Source organism: Pseudomonas orientalis (assembly GCF_001439815.1).
GTDB classification, from domain to species: Bacteria; Pseudomonadota; Gammaproteobacteria; order Pseudomonadales; family Pseudomonadaceae; genus Aquipseudomonas; species Aquipseudomonas orientalis.
In genome coordinates, this window is record NZ_JYLM01000003.1 from 656,379 (window position 1) to 669,640 (window position 13,262).

General features: G+C 59.4%; 15 protein-coding genes. 10 read left to right on the plus strand and 5 right to left on the minus strand.

Annotation, left to right across the window (positions count from 1 at the left end):
* Positions 1-104: 104 nt before the first annotated feature.
* Positions 105-2,006, minus strand: coding sequence for a potassium transporter Kup (locus TU82_RS11175; RefSeq protein WP_057723255.1), 1,902 nt, complete (start codon positions 2,004-2,006; stop codon positions 105-107).
* A 365-nt stretch (positions 2,007-2,371) separates the two neighbouring features.
* Here TU82_RS11175 and TU82_RS11180 point away from each other — a divergent pair, with 365 nt between their 5' ends.
* From TU82_RS11180 to tsaA, 7 genes are all read left to right on the plus strand, one after another.
* Complete coding sequence (locus TU82_RS11180; RefSeq protein ID WP_057723256.1) at positions 2,372-2,662, plus strand: type II toxin-antitoxin system RelB/DinJ family antitoxin; 291 nt, start codon at positions 2,372-2,374, stop codon at positions 2,660-2,662.
* On the plus strand, positions 2,628-2,942 hold the full coding sequence (locus tag TU82_RS11185; RefSeq protein ID WP_057723257.1) for a type II toxin-antitoxin system YafQ family toxin: 315 nt from the start codon (positions 2,628-2,630) through the stop codon (positions 2,940-2,942). The genes TU82_RS11180 and TU82_RS11185 overlap by 35 nt, the downstream gene beginning before the upstream one ends.
* A gap of 167 nt (positions 2,943-3,109) precedes the next feature.
* Positions 3,110-4,450 (plus strand): 30S ribosomal protein S12 methylthiotransferase RimO, encoded by a 1,341-nt coding sequence (gene rimO / locus TU82_RS11190; protein ID WP_057723258.1) that lies wholly within the window; start codon positions 3,110-3,112, stop codon positions 4,448-4,450.
* A 103-nt stretch (positions 4,451-4,553) separates the two neighbouring features.
* A complete protein-coding gene (locus TU82_RS11195; RefSeq protein WP_057723259.1) occupies positions 4,554-5,027 on the plus strand; it encodes a GNAT family N-acetyltransferase in 474 nt (157 codons plus the stop codon).
* A gap of 71 nt (positions 5,028-5,098) precedes the next feature.
* Complete coding sequence (locus TU82_RS11200; RefSeq protein WP_057723260.1) at positions 5,099-5,809, plus strand: rRNA pseudouridine synthase; 711 nt, start codon at positions 5,099-5,101, stop codon at positions 5,807-5,809.
* A gap of 71 nt (positions 5,810-5,880) precedes the next feature.
* Positions 5,881-6,342, plus strand: a complete 462-nt coding sequence (locus tag TU82_RS11205) for a YehS family protein (RefSeq protein WP_057723261.1) — start codon at positions 5,881-5,883, stop codon at positions 6,340-6,342.
* A gap of 3 nt (positions 6,343-6,345) precedes the next feature.
* Entirely contained in the window at positions 6,346-7,041 is a 696-nt protein-coding gene (gene tsaA, locus TU82_RS11210) for a tRNA (N6-threonylcarbamoyladenosine(37)-N6)-methyltransferase TrmO (RefSeq protein WP_057723262.1), read from the plus strand.
* 118 nt (positions 7,042-7,159) lie between these two features.
* Here the strand turns inward: tsaA and fpr are convergent, their stop codons facing one another.
* Positions 7,160-7,939 (minus strand): ferredoxin-NADP reductase, encoded by a 780-nt coding sequence (fpr, locus tag TU82_RS11215; RefSeq protein WP_003172178.1) that lies wholly within the window; start codon positions 7,937-7,939, stop codon positions 7,160-7,162.
* A gap of 124 nt (positions 7,940-8,063) precedes the next feature.
* Between fpr and TU82_RS11220 the strand changes: the two genes are divergently transcribed.
* Positions 8,064-8,990 carry a LysR family transcriptional regulator gene (locus TU82_RS11220; protein WP_010212678.1) on the plus strand — a complete coding sequence of 309 codons (927 nt, stop codon included), beginning with the start codon at positions 8,064-8,066 and terminating at the stop codon, positions 8,988-8,990.
* A 3-nt stretch (positions 8,991-8,993) separates the two neighbouring features.
* On the opposite strand, the gene TU82_RS11225 is transcribed toward TU82_RS11220, so the two are convergent.
* From TU82_RS11225 to TU82_RS11235, 3 genes are all read right to left on the minus strand, one after another.
* Positions 8,994-9,356 carry a diacylglycerol kinase gene (locus tag TU82_RS11225; RefSeq protein WP_003189051.1) on the minus strand — a complete coding sequence of 121 codons (363 nt, stop codon included), beginning with the start codon at positions 9,354-9,356 and terminating at the stop codon, positions 8,994-8,996.
* Between the two features lie 75 nt (positions 9,357-9,431).
* Positions 9,432-10,082 (minus strand): response regulator transcription factor ErdR, encoded by a 651-nt coding sequence (erdR, locus tag TU82_RS11230; protein ID WP_057723263.1) that lies wholly within the window; start codon positions 10,080-10,082, stop codon positions 9,432-9,434.
* Positions 10,083-10,333: 251 nt separating this feature from the next.
* On the minus strand, positions 10,334-11,053 hold the full coding sequence (locus tag TU82_RS11235; RefSeq protein WP_057723264.1) for a tRNA-uridine aminocarboxypropyltransferase: 720 nt from the start codon (positions 11,051-11,053) through the stop codon (positions 10,334-10,336).
* Between the two features lie 178 nt (positions 11,054-11,231).
* On the opposite strand from TU82_RS11235, the gene TU82_RS11240 reads away from it, so the two are divergent.
* Positions 11,232-11,666: a PA3611 family quorum-sensing-regulated virulence factor gene (locus tag TU82_RS11240; protein ID WP_057723265.1), complete on the plus strand. Its 435-nt coding sequence runs from the start codon at positions 11,232-11,234 to the stop codon at positions 11,664-11,666.
* 294 nt (positions 11,667-11,960) lie between these two features.
* The gene (locus TU82_RS11245) at positions 11,961-13,073 is read left to right on the plus strand and encodes an LOG family protein (RefSeq protein WP_057723266.1); all 1,113 of its coding nucleotides are present in this window, start codon (positions 11,961-11,963) and stop codon (positions 13,071-13,073) included.
* The last annotated feature ends 189 nt before the right edge of the window (positions 13,074-13,262 follow it).

A 13,262-nucleotide genomic window follows, 5' to 3' on the forward strand; every position in this document is an offset into this window, starting at 1 on the left:
TGGTGCTTGGAGCCTAGTCGACAACGACCGATCGCACAGGGTTCATAGGTAGACGGTTCAGACGTAAACCGGGAGCCGATTGCCGGCCCCCGTGTTGCAGCGCCTTACATTTCGACCTGGGTGCCCAGCTCGATCACCCGGTTGACCGGAAGTTTGAAGAAACGCAGGTTGCCGTTGGCATTCTTCAACATGAACGCGAACAACGCTTCGCGCCAGCGCGCCATGCCTTTGATGCGCGAAGCGATCACGGTTTCACGGCTGAGGAAGTAGGTGGTGCGCATGGGGCTGAAGTCCAGCTCGTCCAGATGGCACAGTTTCAGCGCCTCGGGCACGTCCGGCTCATCGGTAAAACCGAAGTGCAGGATCACCCGGAAGAACCCTTCGCCATAGGCATCCACTTCGAAACGTCGCGCCGCCGGCACACGCGGGATGTCTTCGTAGACCACGGTCAGCAGCACCACCTGCTCGTGCAGCACCTGGTTATGCAGCAGGTTGTGCAACAGCGCATGGGGTACGGCATCGGGCCGCGCCGTGAGGAACACCGCCGTGCCCTGCACGCGATGGGGCGGCTGCACGCGGATGCTGCTGATGAAGATGGGCAACGGCAGGCCACCCTCGTCGAGGCGCTCGACGAGCAATTGCTTGCCGCGCTTCCAGGTGGTCATCAGTACGAACAGCACGATCCCGGCCAATACCGGGAAGGCGCCGCCCTGGATGATCTTCGGCACGTTGGCGGCAAAGTACAGCCCGTCCACCAACAGGCAGCAGAGCAACACCGGCACCGCCAGTATCGGTGGCCATTTCCACAGCAGCAGCATCACCGCAGAGACCAGGATCGTGGTCATCAGCATGGTGCCGGTCACCGCCACGCCATAGGCGGACGCCAGCGCACCGGAGGATTCGAAGCCCAGCACCAGCAGGATCACGCCCACCATCAGCGACCAGTTCACCGCGCCAATATAGATCTGGCCCTGTTCGGCGCTGGAGGTATGTTGAATGTGCATGCGCGGGATATAACCCAACTGGATGGCCTGGCGCGTCAACGAGAACGCACCGGAAATCACCGCCTGGGAGGCAATCACGGTGGCCAGGGTCGACAGCACCACCAGCGGAATCAGCGCCCAGCTCGGCGCCAGCAGGTAGAAGGGGTTGCGGGCCGCTTCCGGATCGCCCAGCAGCATGGCGCCCTGGCCGAAATAGTTGAGCACCAACGCCGGCAACACCAGGATGAACCAGGCACGGGCGATGGGTTTGCGGCCGAAGTGGCCCATGTCGGCGTACAACGCTTCGGCGCCGGTCAGCGCCAGCACCACCGCACCGAGGATGGCCACGCCGATGCCGGGGTGAGCCTCGAAGAAGCGCACGGCCCACATCGGATTCATGGCGCTGAGCACCTCAGGGTGCAAGGTGATGCCGTACACACCGAGGCCGCCCAGCACAAGGAACCAAGTCACCATCACTGGCCCGAACAGCTTGCCGATGCGGTCGGTGCCGTGTTTCTGGATCAGGAACAGCGCCACCAGCACCACCAGTGCGATAGGCACTACCCATCTATCCAGGCCGTCGAACGCCAGCTCCAGGCCTTCCACCGCCGACAACACCGAAATCGCCGGGGTGATCATGCTGTCGCCGTAGAACAGCGCCGCGCCGCACAAGCCGCACACCACCAGGAAACTGCGCAATTTCCTGCGCTCCCCCGCCGCACGCCGTGCCAGGGCGGTCAGCGCCATGATGCCGCCCTCCCCTTGGTTATCGGCGCGCAGCACGAACAGCATGTATTTGATCGACACGACCCAGATCAGCGACCAGAAGATCAGCGCCAGGATCCCCAGTACCCCGTCATGGTTGACCTGTACCCCGTAACCGCCGTTGAACACCTCTTTAAGGGTGTAGAGCGGGCTGGTCCCGATATCCCCGTAAACCACCCCGACCGCTGCTACCAGCATGCCAATCGGCTTGGCGTTCGAATGCTCGGCACCCGCTGCCTGACTACTTGCCTGACCCATCAACCACTCCTGCCCTTTGACCTGAAGTCTTTTATGAACAACGTGCTCAAACTGACCCTAGCATGCGCTGTTTTACTTCTCGTAACAGACGTTTTGTTGACCTTAGGATTTCACCTACACGCAACGGCGCGAAGCATAGCGCAGCGGTCGTCGCATTTCCCTGCATTAAAACAGGCGTCTTTTTGCCTGCATTGACGTCACTGAGTACCAACGCTACGTTTTCGCGTGTTACAGCAGCGTGATTCCGACGTATGGGTTGCCTGACGTCATGCCTGAAGCAAAAAGCGTTTGCTCGGTTTTGATGGGTTGATCCATACTCCAGACGTAGCCACAACGTAGCTACATTTTTGATCGGGAGTCACGATATGTCCGCATTACTGAAAACCACTGATGTGCGTTGTCGCATAGACGAGGATTTGAAGGAGCGTGCCACTGCTGTGCTCAATGCCTGTGGGCTTAGCCTCAGTGACGCCATGCGTCTTTTCCTCCGCCAGGTCGTGACGACGCAAGGGCTGCCTTTCGAGGTACGCATCCCTTCGGAGAAAACCGCTCGCGCCATGAAGCAAGCGCATGCTATCCGTCGCCAGTTCGACTCGATCGATGACATGCTAAGGGACGCCGATGGCGAAGCAGGAGAAGAAGCAAAAACGCGCTGACATACCCAAGCAATGCGCACAGACGCCTGAGTTTAAAAAGTCCTGGGAGCGTTATAAACGCGCCGGGCGTCGAGACATGAATGAAGTCCGGGCAGTGATGGTGATGCTTTTTTTAGGCGAACAACTACCCGCCGAGTATCGAGACCATGCGCTTACCGGGAACTGGGACGGGTTCAGAGAATGCCATATTGGTGGTGATTGCCTGCTGATTTACGAGCACTCGCGGGCTGACCTGATCACCTTCGTGGACTTGGGGAGCCATGCTGAATTGTTTGCGTAAGCGTTGGGGTATTGAATAGCGCAGCGCTCGTCGCATTTCCCCGCATAAAGCTGGTCAAGTGCGCTGCCCGCCGCTAGAATTGCGCACTTTTTGATCAGAGGCGCACCAAGCGCCCGTCCGCTGCCTGCCCTTCACGGTGGCGGCGTCATTCAATACCGAGGTTAGACATGTCCACCACCATCGCAAAAGCCAACCCCAAGGTTGGCTTTGTTTCCCTGGGTTGCCCGAAGGCTCTGGTCGACTCCGAGCGCATTCTCACGCAACTGCGCATGGAAGGGTATGACGTCGTGTCCACTTACCAGGACGCGGACGTGGTGGTGGTCAACACCTGTGGTTTCATCGACTCGGCCAAGGCAGAGTCCCTGGAAGTGATCGGCGAAGCGATCAAGGAAAACGGCAAGGTCATCGTGACCGGCTGCATGGGCGTGGAAGAAGGTAATATCCGCAACGTACACCCCAGCGTGCTCGCCGTGACCGGCCCGCAACAGTACGAGCAGGTGGTCAACGCCGTGCACCAGGTGGTGCCGCCACGCCAGGACCACAACCCGCTGATCGACCTGGTGCCGCCGCAAGGCATCAAGCTGACCCCGCGCCACTATGCCTATCTGAAAATTTCCGAAGGCTGCAACCACAGCTGCAGCTTCTGTATCATCCCGTCGATGCGCGGCAAGCTGGTCAGCCGCCCGGTCGGTGATGTGCTGGACGAGGCCCAGCGCCTGGTCAAATCCGGCGTAAAAGAGCTGCTGGTGATTTCCCAGGACACCAGTGCCTACGGCGTCGACGTGAAATACCGCACCGGTTTCTGGAATGGCGCGCCGGTGAAAACCCGCATGACCGAACTCTGCGAAGCCCTCAGCAGCCTGGGCGTGTGGGTGCGCCTGCACTACGTTTACCCGTACCCGCACGTGGACGAGCTGATTCCGTTGATGGCCGCCGGCAAGATCCTGCCCTACCTGGATATCCCGTTCCAGCACGCCAGCCCCAAAGTGCTCAAGGCGATGAAACGCCCGGCCTTCGAAGACAAGACCCTGGCGCGCATCAAGAATTGGCGCGAGATCTGCCCCGACCTGATCATTCGCTCCACTTTCATTGTGGGCTTCCCTGGCGAAACCGAAGAAGACTTCCAGTACCTGCTGGACTGGCTGACCGAAGCCCAGCTGGACCGCGTCGGCTGCTTCCAGTACTCGCCGGTCGAAGGCGCTCCGGCCAACCTGCTGGACCTGGCCGTGGTGCCCGACGACGTCAAGCAGGATCGTTGGGAGCGCTTCATGGCGCATCAGCAGGCGATCAGCTCGGCGCGCCTGCAACTGCGCATCGGCAAGGAAATCGAAGTGCTGATCGACGAAGTCGACGAGCAAGGCGCGGTCGGTCGTTGCTTCTTCGATGCGCCTGAAATCGACGGTAACGTATTTATCGACGATGCCAGCGGTCTGAAGCCGGGCGACAAGGTCTGGTGCACCGTGACCGACGCAGACGAATACGACCTGTGGGCGCAAAAGCGCGACTAAAGCTGTTAGAAATTAAAAAAGCCCTGCTTCTGGACAAGATGCGGGGCTTTTTTAGGTCTATCGTTTTGTCCATCTACACCTATTTCGACAAGAGACTGCGGGCATGCGTGAGCATTCGGTTATCCATACCCCCAACAATAGCGATTACCTCGAGCTGGCGAAGATCTGGGAGGCCTCGGTGCGGGCCACTCATGACTTTTTGCCGGACAGTTACATTGTGTTGCTCAAAAAGCTGGTGCTGACGCGTTATCTGGATTCAGTGATGCTGATCTGCACCAAGGACGCACGCCAGCACATTACCGGGTTTGCCGGAGTGGCGGCGGGCAAGGTGGAGATGCTGTTTATCGACCCGCTGCACCGTGGCCAGGGCCTGGGCCGGCAATTGCTGCGCTATGCAATCGAGCACATGAATGCCGATGAACTGGACGTCAACGAGCAGAACCCCCAGGCCTTGGGTTTTTATCTCAAGCAGGGGTTCGAAGTGATCGGACGCACGGAGCATGATGGCCTTGGGCAACCTTACCCGTTGCTGCATATGCGCTTGCGCCAAGCGCAACAACACGCGCGCAAGGGCTAAATGAAATGGGACCGGGATTAACCGGCGCCAGGCAGGTACAATAGCCGCCCCCTTTTGTTACGGCCCTTGTCATGACTGACCCCATACGCCTCTCCAAACGCCTTATCGAACTGGTCGGTTGCTCCCGTCGGGAGGCTGAGCTGTTTATCGAAGGCGGCTGGGTCTCGGTGGACGGTGAAGTGATCGACGAGCCGCAGTTCAAGGTCACGACCGAAAAAGTCGAACTGGACCCAGAGGCCAAAGCCACCGCGCCCGAGCCGGTGACCATTCTGCTGCACGCGCCGGCAGGCATGGATGCTGAAACCGCCATGGCCACCCTCAGCGCCGAAACCCTGTCGGAAGAACACCGCTTCAGCAAACGCCCGCTGAAAGGCCACTTCCTGCGCCTGACCGCCAGTGCCGACCTGCAAGCCAAGGCCAGCGGCCTGCTGGTGTTCACCCAGGACTGGAAAATCCTGCGCAAGTTGACCGCCGATGCCGCCAAGATCGAGCAGGAATACGTGGTGGAAGTCGAAGGCGATATGGTGGCCCACGGCCTCAACCGCCTGAACCACGGCCTGACCTACAAAGGCAAGGAGCTGCCGGCCGTGAAAGCCAGCTGGCAGAACGAAAACCGCCTGCGTTTCGCGCTGAAGAACCCGCAGCCGGGGGTGATCGCGCTGTTCTGCGAAGCCGTTGGCTTGAAAGTCGTCGCCATCCGCCGCATCCGCATTGGCGGCGTATCCATTGGCAAAGTGCCGGTGGGCCAATGGCGTTACCTGTCCGGCAAAGAAAAGTTCTAAGCCGTTGCCCTTTTCCCGACATTGCCTGATTGGGCGGTGTCTACCCCGTTGAAAACCAGGATTTGCCCACCATGATTCACAACGACGTACTGCGCAGCGTGCGCTACATGCTCGACATCAGCGACAACAAGATGGTCGAGATCATCAAGCTCGGCGGCATGGACGTGACCAAGGAAGACCTGCTCACCTACCTCAAGAAGGATGAGGAAGAAGGCTATGTGTTCTGCCCGGATGAGGTGATGGCGCATTTCCTCGACGGTCTGGTGATTTTCAAGCGCGGCAAGGATGAAAGCCGTCCGCCGCAGCCGATCGAAACCCCGGTGACCAACAACATTATCCTGAAAAAACTGCGCGTAGCCTTCGAATTGAAGGAAGACGACATGCACGCCATCCTCAAGGCCGCCGAGTTCCCGGTGTCCAAGCCCGAGCTGAGCGCGCTGTTCCGCAAGTTCGGTCACACCAACTACCGCACCTGTGGCGATCAGTTGTTGCGCAACTTCCTCAAGGGTCTGACGTTGCGGGTTCGTGCGTAAGCCATGAGTTATCAGGTCTCGCCCATCGGCTTCGTACGCTCCTGCTTCAAGGAGAAGTTCGCCATCCCGCGCCAGCCGCAACTGGCGCCGGCCGCCCGCGGCGTGCTGGAGCTGGTGGCGCCGTTCGATGGCGGCGAGGCGGTGCAGGGCCTGGAACAGGTCAGCCACGTGTGGCTGCTGTTTCTGTTTCACCAGGCGCTGGAAGACACGCCACGCCTGAAAGTGCGCCCGCCACGCCTGGGCGGCAATACGTCCATGGGCGTGTTTGCTACCCGCGCGACCCATCGGCCTAACGGGATTGGCCAGTCAGTGGTCAAGCTGGATAAGGTGGAAGCGGGCCGGTTGTGGATTTCCGGGATTGACCTGCTCGATGGCACGCCTGTGCTGGATATCAAGCCATATGTGCCCTATGCCGATATCGTCGATACGGCGACCAACAGCATCGCCAGCGGTGCGCCGCCCCTGATTGGCGTGCAGTGGCTCAAGACCGCGCTGCAACAGGCGCAGGGCCATGCCCGGCGCCTGGATGAACCCTTGGTGGAGTTGATTGATCAGTGCCTGGCGCAAGATCCACGGCCGGCCTACCAGACACCTGGGCCGGAGCGCGAATACGGTGTGCAGTTCTGGGATGTGGATGTACGTTGGCACTATCCCGAGGCTGGGATGATTTGCGTATTGGAAGTGGTGCCTGCTGGATAAACCGGAACCCAAATGTGGGAAGGGGCTTGCCCCCGATAGCAGTGTGTCAGTCAACTCATCTGTGACTGATCCACCGCAATCGGGGGCAAGCCCCCTGCCACATTTTTTTGATCTGCGTTTATTTCTCGACGAATGCGCGCTCGATCAGGTAATCCCCCGGCTCACGCATGCGTGGCGAAACTTTCAGGCCGAAGCTGTTCAACACTTCGCTGGTCTCGTCCAACATGCTCGGGCTGCCGCACAGCATGGCACGGTCGTCCTCGGGGTTGATCGGTGGCAGGCCGATGTCGCTGAACAGCTTGCCGCTGCGCATCAGGTCGGTCAGGCGGCCTTCGTTTTCGAACGGCTCGCGGGTCACGGTCGGGTAGTAGATCAACTTTTCACGCAAGGCTTCACCGAAAAACTCGTTCTGCGGCAGGTGCTCGGTGATGAACTCGCGGTAGGCGACTTCATTGACGTAACGCACGCCGTGGCACAGGATCACTTTTTCGAAGCGCTCGTAGGTCTCCGGGTCCTGGATCACGCTCATGAATGGCGCGAGGCCCGTACCGGTGCTGAGCAGATACAAATGCTTGCCCGGCTTCAAATCGTCAAGCACCAGGGTGCCTGTCGGTTTTTTGCTGATGATGATCTCGTCGCCTTCCTTCAAGTGCTGCAACTGGGAAGTCAGCGGGCCATCCGGCACCTTGATGCTGAAGAACTCCAGATGCTCTTCCCAGTTCGGGCTGGCAATGGAGTAGGCGCGCATGAGCGGGCGGCCGTTGGGCTGTTGCAGGCCGATCATCACGAACTGACCGTTCTCGAAGCGCAGACCCGGATCGCGGGTGCACTTGAAGCTGAACAGAGTGTCGTTCCAGTGATGAACACTGAGGACACGCTCGTGGTTCATGTTGCTCATGTACGGGGAACTCCTGGAAATGGGTCTGCGCCAAATGTGAAGTGCGCAATTGCACAGTATTCTAATGGCGGCGACAATATCTGTTAACTGGATTATTAAGATAAGGGTTATCGGTTATATCGATATGCGATTTACTCTCCGTCAACTGCAAGTCTTCGTCGCCGTCGCCCAGCAGGAAAGCGTCTCCCGCGCTGCCGGGCTCCTGGCCCTGTCTCAATCCGCCGCCAGCACGTCGATTACCGAGCTGGAGCGTCAATCCAGCTGCCAATTATTCGACCGCGCCGGCAAACGCCTGAGCCTCAACGCCCTCGGTCATCAATTGCTGCCCCAGGCGGTGGCGCTGCTGGATCAGGCCAAGGAGATCGAGGACCTGCTCAATGGCAAGTCCGGCTTCGGCTCATTGGCGGTGGGCGCCACCCTGACCATCGGCAATTACCTGGCGACCCTGCTGATCGGCAGCTTCATGCAGCAGCACCCCGAGAGCCAGGTGAAACTGCATGTGCAAAACACTGCGCATATCGTGCATCAGGTGGCGCATTACGAAATTGATCTGGGTCTAATCGAAGGTGACTGCAGCCACCCGGACATCGAGGTGCAAACCTGGGTGGAGGATGAGCTGGTGGTGTTTTGCGCACCCCAGCATCACTTGGCCAAGCGTGGCGTGGCCAGCATGGATGAGTTGACCCATGAAGCGTGGATCCTGCGCGAACAAGGCTCGGGCACGCGCCTGACGTTTGACCAAGCCATGCGCCATCATCGCAGCGCATTGAATATCCGCCTGGAGCTGGAACACACCGAGGCGATCAAACGCGCAGTGGAATCAGGTTTGGGGATTGGTTGCATTTCGCGGCTGGCACTGCGCGACGCGTTCCGTCGTGGCAGTCTGGTGCCGGTAGAGACCCCGGACCTGGACCTGGCCCGGCAGTTCTACTTTATCTGGCATAAGCAGAAGTACCAGACCTCGGCGATGCGCGAGTTTCTGGAACTGTGCCGCGCGTTTACCGCCGGGGTTCAACGCAGCGACGAAATCGTGCTGCCGAGCATCGCCTGATCCTTAGATCAGGATCACCGCCCACACCAGCGTGATCATGGTCAAGGCCACGAATTGCGCGGCACTCCCCATGTCCTTGGCGTTTTTCGACAACGGGTGGCGGTCCAGGGAAATGCGGTCGATGGCCGCCTCCACCGCGGAATTGAGCAATTCGACGATCAGCGCCAGCAGGCACACGGCAATCAGCAATGCGCGTTCGACGCGGCTGACCTGCAGGAAAAAACTCAACGGAATCAGGATGACGTTCAGCAGCACCAACTGACGGAACGCCGCCTCGCCGGTGAAAGCCGCGCGCAGGCCATCCAGGGAATAGCCCCCTGCGTTGAAGATACGTTTGATACCGGTTTGACCCTTGAAAGGCGACATAGATGTAGGCAACTGAACCAAAGGAGTGGGGAAACTAGAGCACGCAAAGTCAAAAAAGCGTGAATCGGTGACGGCTTAATGCTGCGAAATTGACTCAAGTTGTTGCAGGAGTAACGCCGCCTGGGTGCGTGTACGGACCCCCAACTTGCGGAAAATCGCGGTGACATGCGCCTTGATCGTCGCTTCCGACACGCTCAGCTCGTAGGCAATCTGCTTGTTCAACAAGCCTTCGCAGACCATGGTCAACACCCGGAACTGCTGAGGCGTCAAGCTGGCCAGGCCATCACGGGCCGCCTTGGCTTCATCGGAAACGTTGATTTCTTCGAACGCTTGCGGTGGCCAGGACACATCGCCGTCCAATACCCTACGCACCGCCTTCTGGATGTCTTCCATCGCGCTGGACTTGGGGATGAAGCCGCTGGCGCCGAACTCCTTGGAACGCACCACCACGTCGGCCTCTTCCTGAGCCGAGACCATTACCACGGGGATCTGCGGATATTGCCCGCGCAGCAGCACCAGCCCCGAAAAACCGTAGGCCCCCGGCATGTTCAGGTCGAGCAGCACCAGGTCCCAGTCGGATTTTTCGGTCAGGCGCGCTTCCAGCTCGGCAATGCTGGCAACTTCGACCAGTCGCACATCCGGGCCAAGGCCCAGGGTCACGGCCTGATGCAGCGCACTGCGAAACAGCGGGTGGTCATCGGCTATCAGGATTTCGTATGTGGCCATTGATTAAATGATCCTGTTTTTTAGGGAAGCCCTGATGGGTTCAGGGTTCGCCAGTACACAAGGCAACGGCCAGGCGGCCATCGCCACGGGGCGCGCTCAACGTCAAAAACACGTGAAACAACGTCGAAAAACAAGGTAGCACCCCAATCGGCGCCCAGCATGCCCAGCGCAGCCTGGGGGGTCAAGCACTACGCCCATGGGGATTTTAGCGGGGTGCGCGGTTAAGGTGCCATCATGCAAACGTCGTCTGGTCATACCGCTGCGATATAAGGCGCCAAGCGCGTGTGGACACCGTCTGCCTCATCCAGGGGCAACTGAAACTTGGCGGCCAGATAATGCGTGCTGAATACATCGAGGTAGGCGTCCAGGACTTCGCTGGCGACCTGATCCTCGGCCAACTCCAGGCATAGCGCGGCGACCTCGGCGGTGCAGAAATGATCATCGCGCTTGGAACGGCGCAACTTGTAACGTGACAACTGCTCCGGCGCCAGGCTCAGCACCGGCAAATGCTCCAGGTACGGGCTCTTGCGAAACATCTTGCGCGCTTCGCTCCACGTGCCGTCCAGCAGGATGAACAGCGGGCGCTTGCCCTCCCCCGCAACTACCGCGCTGACCACACGCTCAGGCGCCACGAATTCGCCGGGAAAAACGATGTACGGCTGCCACTGCGGATCGGCGAGCAAGGTGAGCAGATCCGGGTCGACCTCGGTCCGCGACCAGGCGAACGCGCTGGTGTCGTCAATAACGTCGGCGATCAGCCAGCCGGTGTTGCTGGGCTTCATCGGTTCGACGTCGTGCATCAACAGGCACATCGCCGATTTGGCTTCAACCGTTGGTCGCCACGCGCACAGGCAGTACTCGGGAATCACTCGGCAACCGGCACACCGCTCGGCGCGCGATCCCCGATTAAGGAAAGGCCTGACGGCCCGGGCCAGGCGCTGGGTGCGCAAGCGGGAGACAGCGTGGCTCATGGGATGCGCCGCAGAGACGGGTAAATCGACACGGGGTAACTCGAAAGCAATTGAAGTGGGCGCAGTTTACCAGCGATACGCCTGGCTGTAGTGGCCAGCGCTCACCTATAATTGCGCGCCACTGAACGCACAGCGCAGTGGCTGGTCTATGCACCAGTAACCGAATCAGGAGAGTTTGATGCTGCGTTCCATGCTGCGCCTCGTTGCCCCATCCGTCGCTATTGCGCTGGCCTTGCCCATGGGCGCCCACGCGGCCTCGCTGCTGGAGGCTCAAATGAACCGCAAGCTGCAAAGCGTCGCGACCGAAAGCAACAAGGACCTGCCCCGGGAAATCGATGAAAAGACCCTAGAAGTGGCCTACACCGTCGAAGGCATGCAACTGATCGATCATCTCAGCGTGCTGCCTGACCGCGCCGAACAGATGCGTGCCAACCCAAAGGCGGTGTATTTCCAGCTGGGCCGCAGTGTCTGCACCAACCCAGGCTACCGCGAGCTGATGGCGAAGGGCGCGATCATGCGTTACGAAATCACCGAGAACAAGACCAACCGTCCTGTCGCATCGGTAAAATTCGCCGAAGCCGACTGCCCGGCTCCAGCCAAGAAGAAAAAGTAACCCCGGCCTGCACCTCGCGCGTTGCCGCCCGGCGACGCGCACTCCCCCGCTTCAACGCCCGCCAGCAACTGAACGCCTTTATCAATTGCCAATAAGCGGTTGCCAGCCAAGGGTTTTTCAGCCCATGATCAAGTCATTCCATGCGCCCGCCAGAGCAGTCTTCCCAGCTGTTCTGTAATGCTTTCAGGGCAAAAAAAAGCCTGCCCTCCTGCGGCAAGCAACGACACATGCAGTGTCGTGGCCCCTGACGACGCTCGTCGGCTAGCCAGGCCCTGTGAAGAAGGAGAAAGTTGAATGCCTGATGAATCGAACAACTCCCTGCTCGATCTTTTTGAACAAAACGGTACCGACCTCACGCAGCAGGTTGACGCGCAACTCCAGTTGGTCGCTCCAAACAGCCCGAACATCCCCCTTTATCGCGACATGATCCTTACGGTCCTGCGCATGGCTCGGGACGACCGCGACCGCTGGAATGCCAAGATCACCCTGCGCGCGATCCGTGAACTGGACCATGCCTTCCGTGTGCTCGAACAATTCAAGGGGCGGCGCAAGGTTACGGTGTTCGGCTCTGCGCGCACGCCAATCGAAAGCCCCCTGTATGCATTGGCTCGAGAGGTTGGCGCGGCATTGGCGCGTTCCGACTTGATGGTCATCACCGGCGGTGGCGGCGGCATCATGGCGGCGGCGCATGAAGGCGCGGGCCTGGAGCACAGCCTGGGGTTCAACATCACCCTGCCGTTTGAACAGCATGCCAATCCGACCATTGATGGCACCGATAACCTGCTGTCGTTCCACTTTTTCTTTACCCGCAAACTGTTCTTCGTCAAGGAAGCCGATGCACTGATTCTGTGCCCGGGTGGTTTTGGCACCCTGGACGAAGCCCTGGAAGTGCTGACCCTGATCCAGACCGGCAAAAGCCCGCTGGTACCCGTGGTGCTGCTGGACGCCCCAGGCGGCGGGTTCTGGCAGGGGGCCCTGGACTTTATCCGCAGCCAGTTGGAAGCTAACCGCTACATCCTGCCGACGGACCTCAAGCTCATCCGCCTGGTTTACAGCGCAGAAGAAGCCGTGGATGAGATCAACCGGTTTTATGCCAACTTCCATTCAACGCGCTGGCTGAAGCGTGAATTTGTAGTGCGTATGAACCATGCGCTCAGTGACCAGGCTCTGACCCATTTGCAGGATGAGTTTGCCAGCCTGCGATTAAGCGGAGAATTCCAGCAGCTTGCCTACACAGGCGAAGAGCATGACGAACCAAGGTTCAGCCATTTGACGCGGTTGGTCTTCAACTTCAATGGCCGAGACCAGGGGCGATTGCGCGAGTTGGTGGACTATATCAACTTGCCGGAAAATTGGGCGCAGCCCCAGGGCGAGGTGCAACAGCGAGGGGTGCCACAGCCCGCGTAATTTTTTACAGGCGAAAAAAAGGCCCACTATTTTCATAGTGGGCCTTGATCGTTCCCACGCTCTGAACTGACCCCCAAAGGTTGGACACAACTTGGGGGTGTCATGGTTAAGTATACAGAACAGGCAAAACTCGCGGCGGTGCAGGACTATTGCGCAGGCAGTGCTGGCTTGAGGGATGTTGCACACCGT